The organism is Bacillus sp. SRL543, assembly GCF_984799205.1.
The window spans coordinates 4,658,874-4,684,513 of record NZ_OZ481794.1 but is presented as its reverse complement, the minus strand read 5'-3'; the positions used below and the strand labels follow the sequence as shown (position 1 = coordinate 4,684,513).

At 48.8% G+C, this 25,640-nt stretch carries 22 protein-coding genes; 14 read left to right on the top strand and 8 right to left on the bottom strand.

Annotation, left to right across the window (positions count from 1 at the left end):
• Positions 1-131: 131 nt before the first annotated feature.
• Positions 132-1,121 carry an ornithine cyclodeaminase family protein gene (locus AC4E8B_RS23670; RefSeq protein ID WP_490215998.1) on the bottom strand — a complete coding sequence of 330 codons (990 nt, stop codon included), beginning with the start codon at positions 1,119-1,121 and terminating at the stop codon, positions 132-134.
• Between the two features lie 506 nt (positions 1,122-1,627).
• Between AC4E8B_RS23670 and AC4E8B_RS23665 the strand changes: the two genes are divergently transcribed.
• A complete protein-coding gene (locus AC4E8B_RS23665; RefSeq protein ID WP_490215996.1) occupies positions 1,628-2,197 on the top strand; it encodes a sigma-70 family RNA polymerase sigma factor in 570 nt (189 codons plus the stop codon).
• Positions 2,194-3,261, top strand: coding sequence for a DUF4179 domain-containing protein (locus AC4E8B_RS23660; RefSeq protein WP_490215995.1), 1,068 nt, complete (start codon positions 2,194-2,196; stop codon positions 3,259-3,261). Before AC4E8B_RS23665 ends, AC4E8B_RS23660 begins: the two co-directional genes overlap by 4 nt.
• Positions 3,262-3,438: 177 nt before the next feature.
• Here AC4E8B_RS23660 and AC4E8B_RS23655 read toward each other — a convergent pair whose 3' ends face one another.
• Positions 3,439-3,891, bottom strand: a complete 453-nt coding sequence (locus tag AC4E8B_RS23655; RefSeq protein WP_490215993.1) for a DUF305 domain-containing protein — start codon at positions 3,889-3,891, stop codon at positions 3,439-3,441.
• A gap of 206 nt (positions 3,892-4,097) precedes the next feature.
• The gene (locus AC4E8B_RS23650; RefSeq protein WP_490215992.1) at positions 4,098-5,006 is read right to left on the bottom strand and encodes a Gfo/Idh/MocA family protein; all 909 of its coding nucleotides are present in this window, start codon (positions 5,004-5,006) and stop codon (positions 4,098-4,100) included.
• A 265-nt stretch (positions 5,007-5,271) separates the two neighbouring features.
• Between AC4E8B_RS23650 and AC4E8B_RS23645 the strand changes: the two genes are divergently transcribed.
• Both AC4E8B_RS23645 and AC4E8B_RS23640 read left to right on the top strand, forming a co-directional pair.
• Positions 5,272-5,619: a PadR family transcriptional regulator gene (locus AC4E8B_RS23645; RefSeq protein ID WP_490215991.1), complete on the top strand. Its 348-nt coding sequence runs from the start codon at positions 5,272-5,274 to the stop codon at positions 5,617-5,619.
• A complete protein-coding gene (locus AC4E8B_RS23640; protein ID WP_490215989.1) occupies positions 5,606-6,601 on the top strand; it encodes an HAAS signaling domain-containing protein in 996 nt (331 codons plus the stop codon). The genes AC4E8B_RS23645 and AC4E8B_RS23640 overlap by 14 nt, the downstream gene beginning before the upstream one ends.
• Before the next feature lie 27 nt (positions 6,602-6,628).
• On the opposite strand, the gene AC4E8B_RS23635 is transcribed toward AC4E8B_RS23640, so the two are convergent.
• Entirely contained in the window at positions 6,629-7,006 is a 378-nt protein-coding gene (locus AC4E8B_RS23635; RefSeq protein ID WP_490215988.1) for a VOC family protein, read from the bottom strand.
• A 211-nt stretch (positions 7,007-7,217) separates the two neighbouring features.
• Here AC4E8B_RS23635 and AC4E8B_RS23630 point away from each other — a divergent pair, with 211 nt between their 5' ends.
• The 9 genes from AC4E8B_RS23630 to AC4E8B_RS23590 all read left to right on the top strand — a co-directional run bounded on the left by AC4E8B_RS23630 (position 7,218) and on the right by AC4E8B_RS23590 (position 18,652).
• The gene (locus AC4E8B_RS23630) at positions 7,218-8,216 is read left to right on the top strand and encodes a sugar-binding protein (protein WP_490215987.1); all 999 of its coding nucleotides are present in this window, start codon (positions 7,218-7,220) and stop codon (positions 8,214-8,216) included.
• A gap of 1 nt (position 8,217) precedes the next feature.
• Positions 8,218-9,690, top strand: a complete 1,473-nt coding sequence (locus tag AC4E8B_RS23625; protein WP_490215985.1) for a sensor histidine kinase — start codon at positions 8,218-8,220, stop codon at positions 9,688-9,690.
• Positions 9,668-11,245 (top strand): response regulator, encoded by a 1,578-nt coding sequence (locus tag AC4E8B_RS23620; protein ID WP_490215984.1) that lies wholly within the window; start codon positions 9,668-9,670, stop codon positions 11,243-11,245. The genes AC4E8B_RS23625 and AC4E8B_RS23620 overlap by 23 nt, the downstream gene beginning before the upstream one ends.
• 340 nt (positions 11,246-11,585) lie before the next feature.
• Positions 11,586-12,869: an IS110 family RNA-guided transposase gene (locus AC4E8B_RS23615; protein WP_490215983.1), complete on the top strand. Its 1,284-nt coding sequence runs from the start codon at positions 11,586-11,588 to the stop codon at positions 12,867-12,869.
• Positions 12,870-13,515: 646 nt separating this feature from the next.
• Positions 13,516-14,574 (top strand): galactose/glucose ABC transporter substrate-binding protein MglB, encoded by a 1,059-nt coding sequence (mglB, locus tag AC4E8B_RS23610; protein ID WP_490215981.1) that lies wholly within the window; start codon positions 13,516-13,518, stop codon positions 14,572-14,574.
• Between the two features lie 166 nt (positions 14,575-14,740).
• Positions 14,741-16,243 carry a galactose/methyl galactoside ABC transporter ATP-binding protein MglA gene (gene mglA, locus AC4E8B_RS23605; RefSeq protein WP_490215980.1) on the top strand — a complete coding sequence of 501 codons (1,503 nt, stop codon included), beginning with the start codon at positions 14,741-14,743 and terminating at the stop codon, positions 16,241-16,243.
• Between the two features lie 12 nt (positions 16,244-16,255).
• Positions 16,256-17,275 carry a galactose/methyl galactoside ABC transporter permease MglC gene (gene mglC, locus AC4E8B_RS23600; RefSeq protein ID WP_490215978.1) on the top strand — a complete coding sequence of 340 codons (1,020 nt, stop codon included), beginning with the start codon at positions 16,256-16,258 and terminating at the stop codon, positions 17,273-17,275.
• Between the two features lie 77 nt (positions 17,276-17,352).
• Positions 17,353-17,544, top strand: a complete 192-nt coding sequence (locus tag AC4E8B_RS23595; RefSeq protein WP_490215977.1) for a hypothetical protein — start codon at positions 17,353-17,355, stop codon at positions 17,542-17,544.
• Positions 17,545-17,662: 118 nt separating this feature from the next.
• On the top strand, positions 17,663-18,652 hold the full coding sequence (locus tag AC4E8B_RS23590; protein WP_490215976.1) for a glycosyltransferase family 2 protein: 990 nt from the start codon (positions 17,663-17,665) through the stop codon (positions 18,650-18,652).
• Between the two features lie 12 nt (positions 18,653-18,664).
• Here the strand turns inward: AC4E8B_RS23590 and AC4E8B_RS23585 are convergent, their stop codons facing one another.
• Entirely contained in the window at positions 18,665-19,564 is a 900-nt protein-coding gene (locus tag AC4E8B_RS23585; RefSeq protein ID WP_490215975.1) for a PhzF family phenazine biosynthesis protein, read from the bottom strand.
• 153 nt (positions 19,565-19,717) lie between these two features.
• Here AC4E8B_RS23585 and AC4E8B_RS23580 point away from each other — a divergent pair, with 153 nt between their 5' ends.
• Positions 19,718-21,502, top strand: a complete 1,785-nt coding sequence (locus tag AC4E8B_RS23580) for a S9 family peptidase (RefSeq protein ID WP_490215974.1) — start codon at positions 19,718-19,720, stop codon at positions 21,500-21,502.
• Between the two features lie 104 nt (positions 21,503-21,606).
• Here AC4E8B_RS23580 and AC4E8B_RS23575 read toward each other — a convergent pair whose 3' ends face one another.
• From AC4E8B_RS23575 to AC4E8B_RS23565, 3 genes are all read right to left on the bottom strand, one after another.
• Entirely contained in the window at positions 21,607-23,127 is a 1,521-nt protein-coding gene (locus AC4E8B_RS23575) for a UDP-N-acetylmuramoyl-L-alanyl-D-glutamate--2,6-diaminopimelate ligase (protein ID WP_490215973.1), read from the bottom strand.
• A 190-nt stretch (positions 23,128-23,317) separates the two neighbouring features.
• Entirely contained in the window at positions 23,318-24,550 is a 1,233-nt protein-coding gene (pepT, locus tag AC4E8B_RS23570; protein ID WP_490215972.1) for a peptidase T, read from the bottom strand.
• Between the two features lie 703 nt (positions 24,551-25,253).
• Positions 25,254-25,637 (bottom strand): VOC family protein, encoded by a 384-nt coding sequence (locus AC4E8B_RS23565; protein WP_490215970.1) that lies wholly within the window; start codon positions 25,635-25,637, stop codon positions 25,254-25,256.
• Between the last annotated feature and the right edge of the window lie 3 nt (positions 25,638-25,640).

Here is a 25,640-nt window from a genome sequence, read left to right as displayed (position 1 = left end):
CGTTTGATTGCGGTGTGGCACGAAATAGGGGGATATTCATAGTCCGAGCAGGCGATCCACTCGGTGCTGCGGAAGGCCCGGGATGAGGAGGCACAGCCCGAAGAGGGACAGTAAGCCTGCCCCTCTTTGTGCTATACATCCACCTCGGCACCTGCCCCGAGTTCGAGTGCCTTCTGATAAACGGCACTGGCGATGGCGAGGTCGAAATAGGCCGTGCCGACTGATTTGAAAAAGGTGATTTCCTGGTCATTTTCTCTGCCGGAAATCTTACCTGCCGCGAGCTCCCCGAGTTCCCCATGCAGCTGATCAAAGCGCCATGTCCCCGAATTTGCCGGTATGATTAAGTCACCGGCCTCTTCTTTTACGCCTTCAATCGTATCAGCCACAATTTTAGAGGATCTCAGCAGAGTCTCTTCATCAACTTCCTGCATATGCGGCTGATAAGAGCCGACTCCGTTGATATGAGTGCCCGGCTTGAGCACTTTCCCTGAGAAGACAGGGGTGGAAGAGCGGGTGGCGCAGATGATGATATCCGCCGCGGCAGCTGCACGGTCAGCATCTTCAGCGATGGTGACCTTCCCATCAAAGTCCGGGCAGAGCGCCTTGATTTTTTCGGCGAATCGCTCGGCTTTTTCCCGTGTGCGGTTATAAAGGATGATGCTGGAGATCTCCCGTACCTCAAGGACGGCCTGCAGCTGTTCTTCTGCCATTGCTCCGCAGCCGATGACGGCGGCAGTCCGGGCATCTTCCTTGGCCAGATGCACAGTCGCCACACCACTGATAGCACCGGTCCGCAGGCTGGTCAGATAGGATGCATTCAAAAGGGCAAGATGGTCGCCATTCACAGCATCTGTTAACAGAATTACTCCCTGGGTCGTTTTCTTGCCGATGGAAGGGTTGTTGGGGAAAATAGTGACCGCTTTGACGACTGTTTTCCCAGCCGCAGGCATTGCGCACGGCATATACAGTGCAGATGCCTCATGCTCGGGGATATCGAGGACCGTCCGGTGCGGATTGAGGACTTCGGCTTCCGTTTGCAGGATCAGGCCGTCCTTCATATCCTGGAGGGCATTTTTCATAGAATAAAAGGATCGTATTTCTTTTTCAGATAAAATAAGCATTCATAATTCCTCTCTTTCTAAAAAAAGGAACTGCCAGAGCAATTCCTTCTTCATTTTTTAAAGCGCAGCGTTTGGCTTTGTGCTTTCGGTGATCACGGTGCTGGTGTCCAGGTCCTTGATGCTTGCCACGGCCGCCAGAGAGATGGGGCAGTCAGCATGATAAGCACTCCCCGCAAGTCCAGCTCAATTATGTAAGGATATAAAAGAGGTCAAAAAACGAGCAGGTCTTAAAAGGTAAAATGCTATACAGACTAGGATATAATCTATGGCGGACGGAAACAAACGAAACGATATTTAATTATAAATTTTCTGAATAACAATAGGCTTTGCCAAACAAAAACGGAATCTTTCCATAAAGGAGAGGATTCCGTTTTTTAAAGACCAGGCTCTATCGATCTAAGTCAAGGAACCTGCCAGCCCGTCTTTTAAAAAATATGAGAGATTCCCTTACTTTCTTCGTTATATAAGGTATAAATGATTCTAGATAACTAGCAAGGAGAATGTACATGAAGTCCAACGAAAATAACTTCATTATGCGGCTGCAGTGTCAGAAAGAAGACGCTTTGGAATACATCATTGATCAGTATTTGCCATTAGTAAAAGGAATTACATTAAAAGTTCTTTCTCCGGTGGAAAACGGCGGAATGGCCGAAGAATGCATCAATGATGTATTTCTGTCCATATGGAGTAATTCAAAAAAGTTCCAGGGTGATTCAGCAGCAGACTTCAAAAAGTGGGTCTGTGCCATTGCAAAATATAAAGCGATCGATTACTACCGAAAGGCCAGCAAAAGGGTGGAGCACAGCACTGAGTTTCCAGAAGCTAATACGGAGAATTCAGCAGAGGCTGAGCTTGTCGTAAGAGAGGATAAAGCCGAGCTGATCAGGCTGATCAATCTGCTGGATCCTATTGACCGCAATATTTTCATCATGAAGTTTTTTCTTGGCTTAAAAACAGAGGAGATAGCAGCTAAGCTGGGACTGACAAATTCCTCCGTTGATAATCGGCTGCATCGGGGAAAGAAAAAACTGTATAAAAAAGCTCTAAATCTTAATATCGGGGGGAGCATTGTATGAAGGATATATATGAATTGCTGAATGATGCCAGCATCGATGAAAATGATTTTGAGGAAATAGAAGTGAATGAGTTAGAAAAGCAGAAATATAAAACCAGCCTGAAAAAGTCTATAAGACGCAGAAATAAAAAGTTTGGCTGGAAAAAAAGTGCCGCAGCTGCCGCAGTCGTAAGTTTGTCTGTCGTCACATTCGGTCTGGCGTTCCCTGCTTATGCTGCCAATATCCCGGTGGTCGGGGATGTATTCAGGTTTTTAGAAGGCGGGACAACAGGAATTTATGATCGATATAAGGAAAATTCCACTAAGGTGGCTCTGTCAAAAGAAAGCCAGGGAATCGAAGTCACCCTTAATGATGCGATATTCGACGGCAAAACAGTTTCCATCACTTATACCATCGAAAGTGAATACGATCTGGGAGATGAAGATGAACTGGAAACGGAGCCTTTTGTGGAGCCATTCCTGATTATCAAAGGTGAACAGGGATGGACAGGCTTTTCAAAGCTGTCGAAAGTAGATAACAGCCATTATGCAGGGATTACCACAGCTACCACTAATACTTATACTGAAAAGAAGGATGTCAGCGTTAAGCTGCATATGCCCAGCATCTTCACTAAAAATAAACAGCAGGAAATTAAAGGTGACTGGCAATTCGATCTTGATTTAAAAGCAACGGAGAATAACGTTCAAACCATCGGTCAGCATATCGAACAGGGCGGACTTAAAGTTGAGGTTGATAAAATCACCTTCACCCCTATGTCGTTCATCGTCTATTACAGCCAGCTGCTTTCAGAGAACGGCGGCAGCAGCCGGAAAAATGCGGATGTGGAGCTCGAAATTAAGGATGAGCTGGGAAATCTTTATCATGGTGAAGTGTATGGCGGCTGGTCAGATGAAGAGAAGATAACCCGCGGATTCAGCAAGACATTCGGCAAGCTCGATCCGAAAGCAACCAAGCTTAGAATTACTCCCCATATCAGATTATATAAAGAAGTGGCTGAAGATGGTTCCTATATTGGTGAAGAAACACTGGTATTGGACGACATCTTAGTTGATTTAAAGAAATAGCGGGGGAGGAACGGAGTCAGATTCAGATTATTGCAGAGGTCCTTTTTCAATATCCTCTGCAGCTCTGATTGTCTTTCTATCGGAGTTTAGTTTTTCTTCTCATAAAACACAGGTTTACTGTCCCGCCGTCAGATTTGGGGCAGTAAACCTATCCCCTCCGTTCCGCTTCCATTTCAATCATTCCTTCTCCTCAAGATCCTCAATCAGCTTCTTCATCTCATCGATCTCCCTGCGCTGCGCTTCAATGATATCTTCAGATAGCTTCTTGACCCGAGGGTCCGACAGGCTGGCGCGTTCACTTGTCAGGATGGCGATTGAGTGGTGGGGGATCATCGCTTTCATCCATGCGGTGTCCTCGATAGTAGCCTGGCTGCGGACAAGCCAGAGTGAAACAGCGAATACCAGGGCGCTTCCCGCTAAAATCATATAATTCAGCTGCTTATTTTTGTACATATTCCACATGAACAGCAGCATCACAATGGCCATGGCCGATCCCATGATCAGTGCCATATACACCCGTGTCTGGCTGTAAAAAATATGATCGAGCTGAAAAACATTCAAATACATAAGTCCAAACATAATGATCGTCGAAACAGCGATCATCACTCCAAATCTTGCGTAATTCTTCATTGAGGGCCCCTCTCTCTTTATAGTTTCTATAAGGCTCGTTCCCTTGCTGCAGTCAAAGCAAACTAGGAATTTTCCATGCGGCTTAAACCAGCGTTCCAGATCGAGCCAGCATAAAAAGCCGGAAACAAATGTCTCCGGCTTTCCTTTTTAAATCCGTTCTAAATCTAAGCGGGAGAATAAACTGCCTCCCGTGTCCCGAATCAGCTTCAAGCCTCCGGATCAATTTGTTTTACAATTTTCTCGCAGATCTGATGGGTGATGAGCGAGTCCTCGATGGAGGGATCCGGGGTTTTATTCTGCCGGACAGTGTCGAGAAAGTGGCCGATCAGCTGATAGAAGCCGCGTTTGTAGAGAGTGGGCTCCCAGTCCCCGAATTTGGTCACTTGAATGCTTTTGTCATGATAGTGGACCGTTTCGACAAGGGCATTGACCACATATTTATCATGGCTGGTGCTGTATTCGATCGTTTCCTCGGTGACCCCGCCATTGCGGTTCATGATGCCGACCGCGGTGCTGCTTTCCCCGATCAGCTGAACGATGAGGTGGTCCAGCCTGCCGCCAGATCCTTTTGACTGGACAGTAACATCCTTAACCGGCTCATCCATGAGGAAACGAAGGGTATCAACGACATGGATGAAGTCCTCCACCACGAATCTCCTTACAGCATCAGGGGAAGAGAAACGGTTTTTCTGCATCAGGATCAGGTTTGCCCTGCCATGCTCCTTCAGCTCCCTTACCCTTGGGATAAAGCGGCGGTTGAAGCCGACCATGGCAATTTTGCCTTTTTCTTTGGCCAGACTGACAATCTTTTCGGTTTCTTCAAAGTTCATGGAAACCGGCTTGTCTATGTATACATGGATATCGTGCAAAAGCAGTTTTTGCGCGATTTCAAAATGGGCTTCAGTTGCCGTGCTGACGATAGCCGCATCAATCCCCTTCTCGAGCAGTTCCTCGACAGTGCCCGCAGTTTCACTGATCCTGTACTTGTCTGCAAGCTGATAGAGTGTCTCTGCATTTCTCGTGCAGAGCACAAGCTCTATGCCTTCCTGTTCTGACAATACAGGCAAATAAGCCTTCTTCGCGATATCTCCAAGGCCGATGATGCCAATTTTCATATGCTCACCCCGTTTATGATAATTTTTTTATCAGTTCGTACTTGAGGTTGTTATACAAATAAACTTTCGGACATATGTCCTGAATCTTATCCAGCTGTCTCCCTGATTATAGCAATTCTGCCCAAAAAGGGGGGGACAGGTGTTTCAATTTTTTTAAAAAACAATATTATGTGATCAACAATAGTGTACATCGCATAGTATGTAGTATACTGTATGATATATAGCAAACAACCCAGAAATACTTGAGATCAATGAGGTGAAGCCGATGGATTCATTGCTGAACAGTTTAATGACGGAATTGAGGAGGGGGACATTGACGCTTGCTGTGCTCAGCCAGCTGGATACGCCCCAATACGGCTATTCGCTGGTGCAGAGACTGGAGGCGGGCGGCATATCAATTGAGCAGAGCACTCTGTACCCGCTCCTGAGAAGACTGGAAAAGCAGGAGCTTGTTACAAGCAGCTGGGATACGAGCGAAAGCAGGCCGCGGCGCTATTATGTGCTGAGCGAATACGGGACAAAGGTTTACAGAGAGCTGAAAAAAGAGTGGGAGCGAAGCACACAGGACCTTCGCGGCCTGCTGAAAGGGGATGGAAAAGATGAACCTGATTGAGCTTTACATTCAGGAGGTGGTGCGCCGCCTTCCGGAAGGCAAGCGGGAGGATATCGGACTGGAGCTTCGCTCGACAATCGAGGATATGCTTCCGGATGATTATGAAGAGAAAGATATAAAAGAAGTGCTCATAAAGCTGGGCAGCCCGGCGCGGCTGGCAGCGAATTACATGGACCGGCCGATGCACCTGATCGGCCCGCGGTATTTCGATGTTTACGTGCATCTTATCAAGCTGATTCTGCCCATTGCGGCTGTTATCGCATTCCTGGCTAATGCAGCTGTGGAAATTATGGCCCGGGACACTGGCGAATCTGCGCTTGATATTATTCTCGCTGTTTTTGGAACTGGCATTTGGGGGATGATCAGCTCCGGCATCCAGACGCTATTCTGGCTGACACTGGTGTTTGCCGTCATCGAACGGACTGACAAAGGAAACAATCAGGAGCCGGTAACAGACAGCCTTCAAAAGTGGACTCCGGATGACCTGAAAAACGTCCCTCAGATCAGCAGGGAAAAAAGGATTCCGAAACATGAGCCGATCGCGAGCCTGATCATGACCATTATTTTCGCCGCCCTGTATTTCAATGCAGATAGGATCATCGGGCTGTATGAACAAGGCGGTGCCGGATTGGAATTCAGGATATCGGTATTTCAGCAGGATATCCTGCTTTCCTATTGGCCTATTATTCTGGCTGCCCTTGCCGTGGAGCTTGTTCTGATTTTCTTTAAATGGGCGAAGGGACAGTGGACGAAAGGATTGGCATGGCTGGCTGCAGCCTCACAGGCCATATCCTTAGCCGCCTTCATCCTGATCTTCAGCAATTCCTCTGTTTGGAACAAGGACTTTACCGGTTATATGGATGAACTCTTCCATGCCTCGCTCCGCCTTGAACACTGGGTTCTCTGGGGCGGCATTGTCTCCATTATCGTCTTTGGTTCTATAGAGGTGTATCACGCCTTCAGAAAATCCCGGATCCGCTGAAAAAAAAGCCCGCCATAAAAGGCGGGTTTATTGCTGCACCGGGATATCGCTCGTCAAGGCGTGTGTATTTCCTTCAGTGTCCTGGAAAAATGCCATCCAAGTCTCGGTTTCCCCCATCCTGGCAACCATATGCGGTTTGCCTGTAAAGCCTGCCCCTTTTTCAGCGAGGTCCTTGTACGATTTGCGGATATCCTCCACCTGAAAATAAAGGACAGAGCTTGGATGGGCGAACTCTTCTTTTTCAGGCAGGCTCAGCATCAGGCGCTGTCCGCCGCACTCAAAGAACGCCATCGTCTCCATGCTGAACAGTAGGGGAAGCCCCAGCACGTCCCTGTAAAAAGGGACCGCCCTTTCAATGTTTTTGACAGGGATGCCGATCTGGCTGATTTTTTGTAAATCCCGCATTTCTACCACTCCTTAGAAATTTTTGTTAAATCTATTATAGCGCTAACTCCTTTTAATAGGACCAATTATTGGGAAAATCCACTTTAGAATTCTGAAAATTATACCACCTTTTAAAAAGAGGCGTTATAATATTTCTATTCGCTTAAGCAAGACTTAGGCACCGCCATGATTCCTATTAATCTACCATTCCAAAAAAAGAGGGTTGTCCGCCATGAGCAAATGGTCTGTGTTTGCCTATACATCGTTTAGCTTCTTTTTTGCCATCAGCTGTACCATGGCTGTTTTCTACGGCTACAAAGTGATTGCCCATCATGTTCCTCAGGAGTCCGGCAAGCTTGAGGATTACCGCTACCATTTCGTGCTTGTGCCGGAGGAGCTGGATAATGAGTACTGGAGGCTTGTTGAAAAAGGGGCCAGGAAGGCTGCGGAGGAAGCGGGCGTCATCCTGGAATATGCCGGTCCGAATCAGGCTAGCATCGATGAGCATCTGGAGACGATTGAAAAGGCGGCCGCATCCAAGGTTGATGGCATCATCACCCAGGGCCTCAGCGATGAGCAGTTCACGCCTCTCATCGATAAAGTGGTCGAGAAAACCCCTGTAATCACAATTGATACGGATGCAGCCAACAGCAAGCGCCTTGCCTACATAGGCACTGATAATTATTATGCCGGCTATCTGGCCGGAAGGGCTCTGGTAAAAGATCTGGACGGCAAAGCCGAAGTGGCGATCATCACCGGGAATTTCTATGCCAATCATCAGATTCAGCGGGTGAACGGCTTCAAAGCAGCGGTCGGGAGCGAAAAGAACGTCCGCATCATTGATGTGGAAGAATCGGAAATCAGCAGGGTAAAGGCCGCAGAAAAGGCATACCAGATTTTAAAAGAACACCCGAATGTAACCGCTTTCTACGGAACCAGTGCCCTTGATGCCATCGGGATTGCCCAGGTGGTGGAGATGATGCAGAGGCAGGGAGACATTTATATCATGGGCTTTGACACGCTTCCTGAAACCATTGATTACATGAAAAAAGGGACCATCCAGGGAACAGTCGTTCAGGAGCCTTTCGAGATGGGCTACCGGTCCGTCCGGATGATGATCGACCTGCTTGAAGGCAGGGAGGTTCCGCCCCTCGTCCATACAGATACAAAGATTCTGAGAAAAGCAGACCTGCCGATCAGCAGCCAGGAACAGCTCAGGGAGGTCCACTGATATGCTGTTCAGGATCAGGTCGAAGCTGCTCTTATATTTTATTGTCCTTGTCATCCTGCTGACTTCTGTCGGCCTGTTTTTCTATAAAGCCAGCGAAAAGCTGGTAACTGAATATGATAACAGCTTTGAAAGATTCCTGCTCCTTAATGATATCTCCCAGCGGACCAGCCTTGTCACAGAGAAGCTGAAGGCTTATATCACAGACAAGGACCATACCTACCTGCTCCAATATGAGCAGGAAAAAATAAAGCTTGTGGATGACCAGAAAAGGCTTTATGAGATTATGGATACCAGTGATCTGACACTCATTAACTATAAAAACATGATCGACAGCTTCCTTGAAGAAACAGATGCCTCGCTCGAAGCCTTTGAGCGGGATGAAATCAACACCTACTCGGGCCATCTGAATGAGGTGCTTAAGATCGGCGGGTTTCTCCAGGAAAATACACTGGCCCTTTTAAATAATAAATTGACCGACTACCGCTCCTTCTATAGGCAGATGGAGCAGCAGAACCACTATTATAAAATGCTTTCCCTGTCCCTCTTTGCCGCGGCCTTCTTTTTGAGCACACTGCTTGCCTTCTGGATATCAGGAGGAATCACCAAGCCGATTTCCAAGCTTTCAGAGGCGGCAAGGCAGATTGCAAAAGGCAATCTGGAAGGGGAGGAAATCAAAGTGGCTGCCAAGGATGAACTGAAGCTGCTGACAGATACCTTCAATCAAATGAGGACAAATATCAGGACGCTGGTCATTGAAATCAAGCAGCAGTCCGAATTGGACAAACTGCTGAAAGAGCTGGAGCTCAAGAGCCTGCAGAATCAAATCAATCCGCATTTTTTATTCAATACACTGAATACGATTTCTAAAATGGCTTATCTGGAGGATGCCGAGGAAACCTCGCGCCTGATTGAATCCGTCGGGGCTCTTCTCCGCTACAACTTGGGGGACTTGAATAAAGCCTCGACTCTCCGGGAAGAGGTCAGGGTGGTAAAGGAATATTTTTATATCCAGCAGACGCGTTTTGGAGACCGGATCTGCTTTGAAGCAGACATCGAAGAAGACTGCCTGGACATTGAAATACCTGGGCTGACCCTGCAGCCATTAATTGAAAATGCTTTCATACACGGGGTGGAAGAGTACGAGGAAAATGGGGTCATCCGCCTGGATATCAGCCGCAGAAGCGATGCGATTATTGTTGAAGTAAGCGATAACGGCCCAGGGATGGACCCGCAAGCAAAAAGAAGGCTGCTGGCCTATGCAGAGGGGCTGGAGGAGAATGGCCCCCAGGAGCAGCCAAACGGGCACTCCACAGGCATCGGTGTCAGGAATGTCATCAAAAGGCTGCAGCTGTTTTATCAGAAAAAGCATGTCGTGGAGATCGAATCAGGGCCGGGGAAGGGAACGACTTTCAGGCTGGTGATCCCAGCCATGGCCAAAGGGGGAGAAAAGCTTGCTCAAAGTATTGGTCGTTGATGATGAGGTATTGGAGAGAAAAGCTGTAGCCAAAATGATCCGCAGCTCATTCAATCATGCCGAGGTGGTAGGGGAAGCAGCCAACGGGAGGATTGCGATTGAAATGGCTGAAAAGTATGAGCCGGATATTATTTTTATGGATATTAAAATGCCGGGCGTGGACGGGATCGAGGCTGTTCAGGAAATCAGGAAAATCCGGCCGGAAACACGCTTTATCATGGTTTCGGCTTTTGATACGTTCGAATATGCCAAGAAGGTGATGCAGCAGGGTGTAAAGCAATATATCCTGAAGCCAAGCTCTAAGGCGGATATCACCGCTGCCTTTGAAAGCGCGGCCGGTGAAATCATGGAAGAGCGCAGGAAAAGGGAGGAAGAGCGGAGCCTCAAGGAAAATCTCGAAAAAGCGGTATCCATTGCCCAAAAAGAATGGGTCGCTTCCCTGATGATGAACCAGGTGCAGGATATCACCTTTGAGAGCTGGGGCCGGCTCTTGGGCACCGAGATTCTATCCGGCTATATCATGCTGTTCAGCTATCAGCATAAGCCTGGGAAGGAAGCTTCAGAGGACCGGGAAAAAGCGTGGTACAGCTGGCTGAAAGAGGCACTCTCCAATCTGCCGGAGCATCAGGAGGCAATGGTCGGCCCTCTCGTTGAAGACCAGGTTCCTGTGCTGTTCCTTTGCCAAAAACCGACTGAAAAAATACATTTCAAATCCAAGTCCCAAACTGTGCTGGACAGGCTCCTTGCAAGATTCGCAAAGGAATTTCCGGAAGCGGAATTAAGGACAGGGATCGGCCATCCCTATGACGAGGCCCGGGATCTGACTAAATCCTACCATGAAAGCGTCCTGGCCCTCCAAAAGCTCATCCAGCTGCCCGGCCGGTCTTATTTAGTCGGGGAAAAGCAGGGCAGATCCGCCGCAGGAAGCCCGCCGCCTGTCTTTAATGCAGAGAAAGAGCTGCTTGAAGCAGTGCGCCAGGCAGATGTGAACCATGTCCTGTCTGCCTTTGACCGCTTTATGAGCAGCCATGCCGCTGGAGCGCAGGAAACGGCGGACATCCGCAGGTCTCTTCATGAGCTGTTCGTGCTGGTATCAAGAATGCTCTATGAACTCGGCATCGATTACAGGCAGTCGCCCGAGCTCAGCGGTTTTGATGACAGCAGGGCCTTGTTTGAGCAGGGGAAGAATCATCTCCTCCGCATTGTCCGGCATGTGCAGGCATGGCGGAACAGCCATGCCAAAGATATGCTCTATAAAGCGAAGGAATATATCGAAGCCCATTATGCCGAGGCGCTCACCCTTGAGACGGTCGCCGAATATGTAGAGTTGAGCCCGTTTTATTTTTCCAAACTGTTCAAGGACCGCTTCGGGATGACCTTCATCGATTTTGTCACAGACGTCCGGATCCGGCAGGCAAAGCACTTCCTCAAGGAAGGCGCCCTCAGCCTGAAAGAAATCTGCTACAGCATCGGCTACAAAGACCCCAACTACTTCAGCCGCGTCTTCAAAAAACACACCGGCCTCTCACCAACCGAATACCGCAAGGAAAGCTGAAGGATCTCTAATAAGGGGTCTTTTTTTTTATAAAAGCAGATGGGAAAGAAATTGCTGTCACGTCTTTTGAAATTAATAAACATGCCGGGTGAAAGCCGGGACAAATGAATGCCCAAAGAATTATAAAAACCTGTTGATTGGAGTGGAAGGCACGTAGACTCCTGCGGGATTGCAGCGGCAGAGCTGAGACCCCGCAGGAGGTACGACGAGGAGCATTCCTGTAATAAAGTAATTGGGTTACTTTTCGGGATTTCTGCGATGTGCATAAAAAAAGTCCCCCTGGTACGATAGAGAGTGTCATGCATGACCTCGAATTAAGTACCGAAGGGAGACTTCTACTATGGATATTACACAAAATGAACGACTTAGGCAAATTACTGAACACACACTGATCATTGGAATCGATATCGCCAAGTACAATCATGTGGCCCGGGCCATTGATGACCGCGGTATCGATTTATCCAAACGGCTAGTTTTCCCTAACTCGTTAGAAGGATTCAACCTTTTACTTCAGTGGGCAAGGCAACTAAGCCAGGAAACAGGTCGTCCAAACTTGATGATAGGCATGGAGCCCACAGGCCATTATTGGTTGAATTTAGCCTATTTTCTTAAAGCTAAAGGGGAAAAAACCGTCGTTGTAAACCCGATGAAGGTCAAAAAATCGAAAGAGCTGGATGATGATTCCCCCACCAAAAATGACACGAAGGACGCCAAAGTAATCGCCCAGGTCATACGTGCGGGCCGTTATCATGAACCTATCTTACCTGAGGGGTTATATGCAGAGCTTCGTGAAGGAATCAAACTGTTTGACATGATTCAAGAGGACCTGTCTTCGATTAAAGCACAAATGCATAATGTGCTGGATCGGTATTTCCCTGAATTCTTAACAGTCTTTAAAGAATGGAACGGCAAAGCAGCGCTACAATTCTTGAAGTGCGGTTATCTGCCCGAAGATATTCAGCAAAAGACAGAAGAAGAACTTCTTAAAGAAGTAAAGCCGGTGGCCCAGAATACTCCAATGTCGAAGATATCCCGCCTTAAGCAGGCGGCCGCCTCAAGCGTTGGAATGACCACTGGTCTCCGGATGGCCCGCAAGGAGATTCTATATCTTGTGGATCAGTATCATTGGTTATCAGAACGCCTCCAAGACCTTAAAGTAGAATTGGAGGAGCTGGTGCGGCAGGTTCCAGGGGCGGAGAGGATGATGGACATCAGAGGCATCGGGTCTATGACCGTCGTTGGCTTCTTTGCCGAGGTTGGCGACCTCTCAAATTACCGAGATCCACGCCAAATTATTAAATTAGCGGGACTCAACCTGAAGATGAACCAATCCGGCAAGCACAAGGGGCAGACAACCATTACCAAACGCGGAAGGCGGAGACTGCGTGCCATTCTGTATCAAGTCGCCCGCCCGCTGGCCTGTCACAATAAAGGGTTCAAAGCCCTCCATTATCACTACAAAAACAGGGCTAAAAACCCTCTAACGGGGAAACAGTCCTACATTGCCTTAGGCCGTAAGCTGATCAAAATCCTGTTTGTGATTGGAACACGGGAGTGTTCTTTCAGTGAAGAACGCATGATTCATGATATCCCACATTTCTCTGATGTACAGGTAGCTGTTTAAATCAAATTCCGTTTCTTGTATTGTTTGTTTATACTGTTTCTAAATCAAGACAGAAGAAGCACGGATAAGCCGGTCACCATTCCGAGCATTAGGGCATAGACCCACCCGAGGAGCATATCCGGCATCCACACATGGCTAGGTCGAACGAAGGAATTTGCGCGCATAGACGCCGAGAGAAATGGGAGGGTCCACCACCATGTCGTAAGTGGAGATCCAAAGGTGCGATTATCAATTTACTTCCTATAACTGGTAATTGATATATCCGGTCTATTGAGACGCAAAGTCCACTTCCAAATTCTTAAAAATTTGGATGAAAATGTTCATCTACGCCGTCCCCCTTCTTTATAGTCAAGAGATGAAATGGGAGTAAAACAAAGCAATTATAAGAAAACGGTCGTTTTCATGAGGGAGGCTCAGCGCCGCCCCGCGGAAAGCGAAGTGCCTGGAACGGAGATCAACCCCCATTTACAAGTGAAGCCCTTTTTGGCAATTCAAATATCATCAAGATTTTTATCCTGAACACGCTTTCACAAAATAATCTAGAAAATCACAATTTAATGCTAGTTTTTCCAAAGATGAATTTCCCCCTATCCTGCTACTATTTATGTAAGGGCTTACAAATTAAAAACCAAAAGGGGATTAGAAAATGGCGAAAAAGAAAAAAGGTTTACTGGTATCACTTACAGTTGCATCAAGCATCCTGCTGGCTGCAGGCTGCAGCAGCTCGACTGGCGGTTCAGGGGATTCCGGCAAGGAAGATGGACTTCCGGCTGTCGGAGCAACCATCTACAAATTTGATGATAACTTCATGTCCTATGTGCGGCGGGCGATGGAGGATGCTGCAAAAGACAAGGCTGATCTGATGCTCAATGACTCGCAGAACGACCAGGCAAAGCAGATCGAGCAGGTCGACACACTGATTGCCAAAGGGGCAAAGTCGCTGGCGATCAACCTGGTTGACCCAAAAGCGGCACAGACTGTCATCGATAAAGCAAAAGCTAAGGACCTGCCGGTTATCTTCTTCAACAAAGAGCCGGATGCAGCGGTAATGAAAGGCTATGACAAAGCGTACTATGTCGGAACGACTTCCTCCGAATCAGGCGTGATTCAGGGTGAATTGATTGCCAAGCAGTGGGAAGCGAATGAAGCTGCCTGGGATAAAAATGGAGACGGCAAAATCCAGTATGTACTCCTTAAAGGCGAGCCGGGCCACCCGGATGCTGAAGCCCGCACCAAATATGCGGTTGACACAGTCAACGGCATCGGCATTGAAACAGAAGAACTGGCAATGGATACAGGCATGTGGGATGCAACGAAGGCAACCGAAAAAATGGATGCCTGGCTGGCAAAATACAGCGACCAGATTGAATTCGTCATCGCCAATAATGACGGCATGGCACTAGGAGCAATTTCTTCTCTTGAAAAAGCAGGCTATTTCTCTGGAGACAAATTCATGCCAGTCGTAGGCGTTGACGCTATTCCGGAAGCATTGGATATGATTGAAAACGGCAAAATGGTCGGAACCGTATTGAATGATGCGAAGAATCAGGGGAAAGCAACCGTCGATCTTGCTGTCAATGCAGCAAACGGCAAGGATGTGCTTGACGGAACGGAATGGGAGCTTGATGAAGCCAAAGCTGTCCGCGTTCCTTACGTAGAAGTTACGAAAGATAACATCGATGTCGGCAAGAATGCTTATAAGTAAGAACCGCTGATTCTTATAGCAGCAACGGAATAATAGATTAAAAGAGTTTTGCCAACAACAATGGGGGGCTTGCTGTGCGGGTCTCTCATTGTTTTACAGGAAATAGCCGGACAGCCATTACAGGCAGCGCCGGCACATGCAGAAGGGCAAGCAAGGAGGTGCACTCATGCCGGAAACAAACGGAGCAGTGCTGCTGGAAATGAAAAATCTAACAAAAAGATTCCCCGGGGTCATCGCCCTGAACAATGTCTCCCTCAAAGTGAGGGCAGGCACGGTGCATGCCTTGATGGGGGAAAATGGTGCAGGCAAATCAACATTGATGAAATGCCTTTTCGGCATCTATTCAATGGACGAAGGCCAGATCTTCCTCGAAGGCCGGGAGGTGGCGTTTGCCAGTTCGAAGCAGGCGCTTGAAAGCGGGGTCTCCATGGTCCATCAGGAGCTTAACCAGGTGCGCCAGCAGAATGTCATGGATAATATCTGGCTTGGACGCTACCCGAAGAAAGGCATTTTCATTGATGAGAAAAAAATGTATGAAGATACGGCAGCCATTTTTAAAAGCCTGGACATCCGCATCGATCCGTCCAGCAAGGTAAGCTCTCTTTCCGTTTCAGAGATGCAGATGGTTGAGATTGCCAAAGCGGTTTCCTACCAGTCGAAGATCATCGTCATGGACGAACCGACCTCTTCACTGACAGAAAAAGAAGTGAATCATTTATTTAAAATCATTAAAAAGCTGCAAAGCGAAAATGTTGCCATCATCTATATATCCCACAAAATGGAGGAAATCCTCCAGATTTCTGACGAAGTGACGATCATGCGCGATGGCCAGTACATTGGGACCAAGAGCGCCGAGGAGCTCACAACGGACGAAATCATCCGACTCATGGTCGGGCGCGATCTGTCACAGCGGTTCCCGGAAAAGCTCAACAAGCCGGGAGAGGTCATTTTAAAGGTCACCGGCCTCACAGCTGAAGCAAAGCATTCTTTCTCTGATATCGGCTTTGAATTGAGGAAGGGAGAAATCCTCGGCATCGCCGGGCTGGTCGGATCAAAGCGGACCGAGGTAGTGGAAGCCCTGTTCGGCATGAGGGGCGTGAAGTCAGGAAAGGTTGAGCTTCACGGGAAGGAAGTCCATAACCATTCCCCGCAGCATAGCATCAAGAACGGTTTCGCACTCGTTACGGAGGAAAGAAGATCGACGGGTATTTTCCCGGAATTGAGCATCAGCTTCAACTCTATCATCGCCAACCTGAAGAAATACCGGAAAGGCATCTTCCTTTCAGACGGCAAGGTGGCTGAGGATACCAAATGGGTCATAGACAGCATGAATGTCCGGACACCGTCGCAGAAAACATCCATCGGCAGCTTGTCCGGAGGGAATCAGCAGAAGGTCATCATCGGCCGCTGGCTCCTCACAAGGCCCGAGATCCTGCTATTGGATGAACCGACGCGGGGAATTGATGTCGGTGCCAAATTCGAAATATACCAGCTGATCAGCGAATTGGCAGCAGAAGGAAAGGGAATCATTTTCATTTCATCCGAAATGCCGGAACTATTGGGCGTGACCGACAGGATTATGGTCATGAGCAACGGGAAGCTGGCTGGGATACTGGATACTGCAGAAGCCTCACAGGAAGAAATCATGCGGCTCGCTGCGATGTACTAGGAGGAAACACACATGAACAAAGCTGAAAAAAGATTCGATGCAGCCAAATGGCTCGTCGACAATGTCATATATGTTGTACTGGTCCTGCTCGTCATCGGGATCATCATCGCTTCACCTGACTTTCTATCAATCACGAACTTTATCAATATCCTGAGCCAGTCTTCATCCAGGATCATCATTGCCCTCGGGGTAGCAGGCATCCTGATCACAGCGGGGACGGACCTTTCGGCTGGAAGGCTTGTGGGTCTTGCTGCCGTTGTGTCAGCCTCGATGCTGCAGGCATCAGACTATGCCTATAAAATGTATCCGAATCTGGCTGAGCTGCCAATCATCGTGCCAATCCTGATCGCCATGGCCGTTACTGGCCTGTTCGGGGCACTGAATGGTGTTATTGTCTCCAAGTTCCATGTACCGCCTTTCATTGCCACCCTTGGCATGATGATCGGCGTCTACGGAGTCACTTCAATCTATTTTGACCGCCCGCCATACGGCGCCCAGCCAATCGGCGGACTGAGCCAGAGCTTTACGACATTCGCCCAGCGGGGGATCCCGATCGGCCAGTATGAATTGCCATACCTTGTCATTTATGCAGCAGTTGTCTCGATCATCATCTGGGTGGTCTGGAACAAAACACAGCTGGGGAAAAACATGTATGCCATCGGCGGAAATCCTGAGGCAGCAAAGGTTTCAGGCGTTAACGTCGCAAGAAATATCATCTTGATCTATCTGATCGCCGGCCTTCTTTACGGCTTCTCCGGCACCCTTGAAGCCGGGCGTGTAGGAAGTGCCACGAATAATACAGGAAATATGTATGAACTGGATGCCATCGCGGCTTGTGTGGTCGGCGGGGTTTCACTGTCAGGCGGTATCGGCACCGTGCCGGGCGTCATCACCGGCGTACTGATTTTCCAGATCATCAACTACGGCCTTGCTTTCCTTGGCGTCAGCCCTTACATTCAATTCATCGTAAAAGGCGCCATCATCATTGTCGCCGTCGCCTTTGATATGAGAAAGCATGCGAAAAAGAAATAAGCACTCCGGCTCTGTTTCTCATTTGTGCCGCCCTGTGCTATACTTGCCTGACAAAACCGGCAAAAGGAGCTCGGGACATGAAATTTTTCAAATCGCAAATGAAGCAGCTGGTCAAGCAGAACAAAGAACTGCAGCTGCGTTTAAAAGAACTCGAAAAAGAGCATATGCTGGAAAAAAACTTTGCTCTTAAAGCCTTGTACCATGCAGAGGTTGCAGACGGAGGAAAATACCAGACTGCTTATCAAGCATTGGACCTGCCTAAAAAGTAGGTCCTTTTTTTGTTTGATTTTAAAGGAGAGGGATTTCCATCATATTCCTGTTTGGGGATGGGGTGAAGGAGGGAAAAGATGTAAAAAATTATACGTATATAGTAAAGGGGGAGCCCTTATGAGCCAAATCAAAGTAACTGTCGGGATTCCGGTCTACAATTCTGCCAATCATATCAGCATATGCCTGGAATCGATTCTGAATCAGTCTATGGAGCAGGAGAGCATCGAGATTATTGCGGTGAATGACGGGTCGACCGACAGCTCGGGAAGTGTGCTCGACTGCTATGCAGGCTCCCATTCCAATATTACAGTCATCCATCAGGAGAACACAGGAGGGCCGGGCGCCCCGCGCAACACGATTATGGGACGGGCCCGCGGGGAGTTCATCTTCTTTGTCGATGCGGATGATTATTTGGGTCCTGAGGCACTGGAGCGGATGTATGGGATGGGGAATGAAAACCACTCTGATATTATTGTGGGAAAATTTACAGGAGTGAATGGCCGGTGGGTTGCCAAGTCTATGTTTTCAGAAAACAAACCTTTCACCAATGTGTATGAATCAAATGTGCTCGAAGCGATCGGCCCTACAAAAATGTTCCGCCGCAGCTTTCTGCTTGAGAGTGATATCACCTTCCCGGTGGGCATCTGCACAGCAGAGGACCAGCCATTCATGGTAAAGGCCTATATCCTGGCCCGCGGCATTTCAATCCTGGCGGACTATCCATGCTATTATGTCGTCAATCACAAAGATAAGCAGCATGCGAGCGTCATCCAGGTTCAGCCGCGGGACTATTATAAAACGCTTGAAGAATCGGTGAAAATCATCCACCGATACGCAGAGAATGAAAAGAAGCGTAATCTGTTAAAAGCAAAATACCTAAAGAAAGAGCTGACAACGGGAAGAAGCATCCTGTTTGCCGGCTCTCGGATGGGGCTTGATGAAAAGATTCGGTGGCTCAGTGAACTGAACCGTTTTTTAAACAGCTGGGTAGACGAAGGTACCGAAAAGCTTCTGCCGCTCAATATGAGGGCCTTCCTTTTCCTTGTGAAGAGCGGCGACCTGGAGAGACTTAAGGCGTTCTCCGGAACGGAGGCAGTCCGGGCTTAGGGAGAGGGATGCTTAAAAGGCCAGTGTTCCGGAGATCACAGTTACCGCTCTGCCGCCGACTGTAATCCGGATGTTCTCCCCATCTGAGCTGATGCCCGCCTCAAGAAGCCCGGGCCTGCCGGCTGCATGGCCCTGGCCAATGACGAGCTTATGGCTTTTTTTCTGTTCAAGAATATTCTCGAGCATCAAATAGCCGGCAAGGGCGCCATTTGCGGAGCCTGTGACAGGATCTTCCCTGATCCCTGCAGCCGGTGCAAAATCCCTCGTATAGATATCATACTCCATACCGTCAGCATCAAAAGTAAATAAATGCGTCTTGGCAAGCCCCAAGCGGCGGTTATGCTCCTCCAGCATGCTGAACTCGGGGTCTGCCTGATCGATTGCTTCCCTCGTCTTAAGGGGGATGAGAAGATGCCAGTTCCCTGTATACCCCAGCCTGACAGGATAGCGCACGTCAATGTCGGAAGAAGAAACGCCAAGCATCCGGGACAGTTCCTCCAGGCCATATTCTATTTCTTTTACTTTCGGTGATATTTGAGTCATCTCTGCAGAGAGAAGCCTTCCCCTGTCTGTCTGGAAAGTGACCGGTACGATGCCGATATTGGTTTCAAAGCGGATCTGGCTGCTTTTTTCAAGCCAGTCCAACTCAGACGCCATGACCCAGGCAGCGCTTAAGGTCGCATGGCCGCAGAAATCAATTTCACAGGAAGGTGTAAAATAGCGGATCCTGTAATCCGCATTTTCGTGTTTAGACGGAGACAGAAAAGCGGTCTCAGACAGATTGAATTCCCTTGCTGCCAGCTGCATCTCCTGCTCTTCCATGAATGCTGCATCCGGAACCACGCCGGCAGGATTGCCGCCAAAAGCCCGCTCCGTAAAAGCATCTACCTGATAGAATTTGATATGTTTCATCAAAAACGCCTCCTTCAGCTCTATTTTCAAGAAAATTCTTGCAAAAAGATAGGGATTCCGGCCTTTCTTCCCGAATACTATAAAGATGCCGGCAAATCTATTATACAGAATCACTGCCGTATCCAGTAAAGAGAGAAGAAGGGGGAAACAAGAATGCTGTCTTTTTCAAAACCGGATGTTGAATATTTCTTCCAAACCTTTGGCATCCAGACATTTGCTGTGAGCCCGGATGAATCGCAGCTTGTGTTCAGCACAAACATGAACGGAAAATACAATCTATGGGCGATGGATCTGCCCAATCTCTATCCTTATCCGTTAAGTTTCCAGAACCAGAGCTGTGAGGAAATCGAGTTTGATAAAGAAGGCCGCTTCCTGCTTGCTGTCATAGACTCGGACGGCGATGAAAACGGCCAGATCTATGCCCTGCCGAGGAACGGCGGTGAGTTAAAGCCTATCCGCACGCATGAAAATGCCCGGCATATGGGACTGGTTGCCTCCAAGGACGGAAAGACGCTTTATTATACGTCCAGCAAGGAAGATGCCACCTTTTTGAAGGCATACGCCTATAACATGGAGACGGGGGAAGAAGAGGTCTTGCTTCACGGCCGGGATGCCGCCACCTTCCTGACCGCAAAGAGTCCTGATGAGAAGCGCTTTGTCTTTGGCAGGATGTTCGCGAATACGTACTCGCTTGCCTATGCATGGGATGGGGAGAAGGAAGTGCTGCTGACGCCGGAGGCAGAGCCGCAGCATACAGTCACTGATGCAGTCTTTATTTCGGAATCCGATATCTATCTTGTAACCAACTATAAAGAGGATTTATCCTATTTAGCTAAATTCAGCCTGGAAACAAACGAATTCACAAAAATGCTTTCGCTCGATGGGGAGGACTTTTCAGGGCTGAAATATGATAAAAAGGCCCGCGCTCTGTATATCAGCAGCCAGAAAGGGGTAGAGGACCATCTCTACCGCTATGGGCTTGAGGAAGGCAAAGCAGAGCAGCTGGAGCTGCCGGCGAGCACCATCGACGGGCTGTCAGTGGCAGAGTCCGGAAACATCTACCTGCTGGGAAGGTCTGCAGTCACCCCTCCTAATATATATAAATATGAAAAGGGCGAATGGACACAGCTGACCAATAACCGGGTGCCTGGTGTCAGTGAAGAGGAAATGTCCGAGCCTGAAATCCTTCGCTATCCTTCCTATGACGGACTGGAAATCGAAGCACTCTTCTTCAGGGCGAAGGAGGAAAGCAGCAACGGCCACGTCATCCTCTGGCCGCACGGGGGCCCCCAGGCGGCAGAAAGGGCGTCTTTCCGGTCGCTGTTCCAGTTCCTCGTCCACAGGGGCTACAGCATCTTTGCGCCGAATTTCAGGGGCTCCTCGGGCTATGGGCTGTCTTATATGAAGATGGTCGAAGGCGACTGGGGCTATGGTCCGCGCCTGGATAATATTGAAGGACTTGAATGGCTCATCAAGAACGGCTATGCAGACCGGGAGAAGCTCCTGCTCATGGGCGGAAGCTATGGCGGCTATATGGCCCTGCTCCTGCACGGCAGGCATCCAGAGTACTTCAAAGCTGTTGTCGATATCTTCGGCCCGAGCGACCTGTTCAGCTTCATCGAATCGGTTCCTGAGCACTGGAAGCCTGTTATGAACCAATGGGTCGGCGATCCGGTCAAAGACAAGGAAAAGCTGGTCGAATACTCACCGATCACTTATCTTGACACGATGACAAAACCGATGCTCGTCATCCAGGGAGCCAAAGACCCGCGGGTCGTCAAGGCGGAATCCGACCAGATTGTCGCAGCGCTCCAGGAGAAGGGAAGGGAAGTCGAGTACATGGTCCTCGACGACGAAGGCCACGGCTTTTCCAAGAAAGACAACGAAATTAAAGTTTACCGCAAAGTGCTGGAGTTCTTTGACGGTTTTATCCATTAAGGCCTGGCCGGGGAGTGCATGCTGTGTGCGCGCTTCCCGGCTTTTTGCTGTTTTTATGTGTCAGGAACCGAAAAAAACAGGCCAGCACCAGGCCTGCCTGTCCTTTACGCTTCATAGCGTTCAAGATTCCCGCTTTCTTCAGTATTCCGGAAATAATCCTTAATGATTTCCTTATCAGAATGTGGGATTTTTTCGCCTTTGACGATTTGAGCCCCATTAATGCAGCCGCTTGTAAGGAGGATTAAATCGTCTTCATCGCTGACAGATAATGCTGCGAGCACGCCGTCCCTCCGCGTCGGCTCCTGCAGGATATTCCCGGCATGAGGGTTGGAGAAGCCTTTCATAACGTGGCCGACCACTTCCCAAGGGTCAAGGAAACCGGGATGGTCGACCGATACGATTACCTGGTCTGCCTGATTCTCGACAGCTTTTGCCATTTGCGGCATTTTCGCTTTATCCCTGATTCCGATTCCTGTGATCATGACAATCATTCGCTTATGCTGCAGTTTTTTCGCTTCCTTCAGCAGGCTTTTGAGGGCGACCGGCGTATGTGCATAGTCAATAATGATCTTCCTCCGGCCGAATTCCTGCAGCACCTCGAAGCGGCCTGTCGGGTTCTCAACGCGCGGCAGGGCCTCGATGATCTGTCCGATCGTAAAGCCAAGGTGCATGGCAGCGCAGATGGCTGCCAGAAGATTGGCCACATTATAGCTGCCGTATACAGGCGTCCGGACAATATAAGAGCCGTTTCCAAGCCTCAATTCAAAGCTTGTCCCATCGTTCGTCACCCTGATGTTTGAAGCTTTTACATCTGCAGCGGAATTCTTTTTCAGGCTGTAGGTGAGGAGGCTGCCCCCGAAGTCCTGGATGATATCAGCGCCCATCCCTTCATCGTCAAGGTTCACCACTGCCCGTTTTGCCTGGCGGAACAGCTTCAGCTTCGCCTGCTTGTAATTCTCAAAGCTTTTGTGAAATTCGAGATGCTCAGGCGACAGATTTGTGTGGATGGCCACATCAAAGTTGATTCCGGCGGTCCGCTGCTGCTCAATGGCAACGGATGAGACCTCCATCGCGGCGAGCTGGTCCCCGCGTTTTGCGAAATCGGCAAAAATGGCATGCAGGTCGCTTGCCTCCGGGGTAGTCGGTGTGGACTGGACAAAGCGGACCTGCCCCTTGGATGAAAGCACCCCATTGGTGCCAATAGAACCGGAGGGGATGCCGAGTGCTGTCATCAGCGATTTTACGAAGGCTGCAACAGTTGTTTTGCCGTTTGTGCCGGTAATGCCGACTGTATGTATTTTTTCATGGATTTCTCCATGGAATATGATGGATAAATGGGCAAGGAAAGCCCGTGCATCTTCAGTCTGGATGAAGGTAAGCTCCGGATATTTCCGGCTGAATTCCTCGAGGATGGCAGCATTCTCTCCTGCAAGGGCTGCAGCCCCCTTCGCTATGGCTTCTTCCAGGAAGGCATGGCCGTCATGATTTTCGCCGCCCATGCAGACAAAGACCGACTGAGGGCCCGCATTTCGGGAATCATAAGTGATGCTATTTATTCTCTGAGTGGGGCGGCCCCATCTCTGTCTGATGTTCAGCTGATCATATTGCTCAAAGTAGATGTCCATAGTGTCGCTGTCTTAACCCCCTGTATTAAAAAGCCTGAATTGGCGCATTTTTCGACAATACGCCATATTCCTATACCCATACTAAAAGTATTTACACATTCTCTTGAAAAAATGTACCCTGTGAATGTGCTTCGGTCATTTCAAGCTAAGGGAGAACAAAAAAGACGGAGATTAGATCTCCGTCCTGCCATTATGCTTTCTCTTCAAACAGCTTTGCGATTTCTATGATAACATTCGCTGCTTTTTCCATATTATCAACCGAAATATATTCGAATTTGCCATGATAGTTTTCGCCGCCTGTGAAAATGTTCGGTGTCGGAAGCCCCATATAGGAAAGCTGGGAACCGTCAGTGCCGCCCCTGATCGGAAGGATCTGCGGCTCGATATCAAGCTTTTTCATCGCTTCTCCTGCAATGTCGACGATCTCGATGACAGGCTCAATCTTCTCTTTCATGTTATAGTACTGGTCCTTAAGCTCCAGCTGGACGCGCTCTTTTCCGTATTTCTCCTGCAGGGCAGCAACGGCTTTTTCGAGCAGCTCTTTTTTATTCTCGAATTCTGCCCGGTCAAAATCACGGATGATATAGCTCATCTCTGTCTTTTCTACATCTCCTTTGAATGAGCCAAGGTGGAAGAAGCCTTCATAACCCTCTGTAAGCTCAGGAGCCTGCTCCTGCGGAAGGCTGCCTTGCAGCTCCATCGCGATTTTGATGCTATTGACCATCTTGCCTTTGGCAGATCCAGGGTGAATATTGGTGCCGTTGATGGTGATCCTGGCTCCCGCCGCACTGAAGCTTTCGTACTGGAGCTCACCGATCGGCCCGCCGTCCATTGTATAAGCATAAGTGGCATTGAAGGCTTTTACATCAAATTTATGCGGACCCCTGCCGATTTCCTCATCTGGTGTAAAAGCGACCCTGATGGCCCCATGCTTGATTTCAGGGTGTTTGATAAGGTATTCCATCGCCGTCATGATTTCAGCGATTCCTGCCTTATTGTCGGCCCCGAGAAGGGTAGTGCCGTCAGTTGTGATCAGTGTATGGCCCTTATACTGCTTCAGGCTTGGAAAATCCTTCGGCGAAAGGACAATATGTAAAGAATCGTTCAGGATAATATCGCCGCCGTCATAATTTTCAGTAATCTGCGGGCTGACGTTTTTGCCGGTAAAGTCGGTTGCTGTATCCACATGGGCAAGGAAGCCGATGACAGGCACCTGCTTATCTGTATTGGAAGGGAGGGTGGCCATAACATAGCCGTTGTCATCCATTGCCACATCCTCCATGCCGATGCTTTTAAGCTCTTCTACGAGCTTTCTGGCAAGGTCCAGCTGTCCGGGGGTGGAAGGGCAGGTGTTGCTGTTATCATCTGACTGTGTATCCATTTTTGCATACGAAACCAGGCGTTCAATCAGGTCTTTTTTCACTAAAATCACTCCAAGCCTTTTTCTTTCATCATATCATTTTTGTTTCGGGAAGCGAATAATAAAAGGCACAAAAGCTGAACTTTTGCTCTTTGGTTTCGGAGAAAGGAAACGGCAGAGCTTTTTAAGTTTATTTTTGTTTGATATAGGGGCTGTTGATTTCCGTTCCAGGCACTGCGCTTTCCGCGGGGCGACGCTGAGCCTCCTCAGAGCAAGCTCCTGCGGGGTCTCAGCATTGCCGCTATCTCCCGCAGGAGTCTGCGTGCCTTGCACTCCAATCAACAGGGTTCCTAAAATTAGTTGGGCAGGTTTGCATCAATAATGGGGCTGTTGATTTGCGTTCCAGGCACTTCGCTTTCCGCGGGGCGGAGTTGAGCCTCCTCGCGCTGCGCGCTGTGGGGTCTCAACTTTTCCGCTATCTCCCGCAGGAGTCTGCGTGCCTTGCACTCCAATCAACAGGGTTCCTAAAATTAGTTGGGCAAGTTTGCACCAATTATGGGGGCTGTTGATTTGCGTTCCAGGCACTTCGATTTCCGCGGGGCGGAGTTGAGCCTCCTCAGAGCAAGCTCTTGCGGGGTCTCAGCATTGCCGCTGCGATCCCGCAGGAGTCTGCGTGCCTTGCACTCCAATCAACAGGGCTTTTAAATTTTTATGGCAGTGTGACTAAAAAAGTGCCGAATTGTCCCAGCCCATTCTGTAATTAAAGTTACCGCTGAAAAAATTCAATCCATTCCCTGTCAGGCCCGTAAAAGAAGAAATACTTATATCCGTTCGGAAGGGTGGTGATTTCCTGGTCTATGAGTTCAATTCCAAGCTCCTTGAGCCGGGTGAATTCTCCTTCCACATCATCGGTGCTGATCGCAAAATGATGGACTGTTCCTTCCTCTGGGAGATGATCATTATAGCCCTGGATCAGCTCCAGCTCTGTTTCTTCATTTCCGCTAAAGCCAAGGAAGGCAAGCTTGATGATACCGTTTGAATGGGGGGCTTCAGCCTTCAGCTCCATGCCGACAGCATTTTTATAAAACTCTATCGATTTCTCTATGTTTTTCACCATTACCCCGACGTGGTCAATTCTTTTTCCTGCCATGAA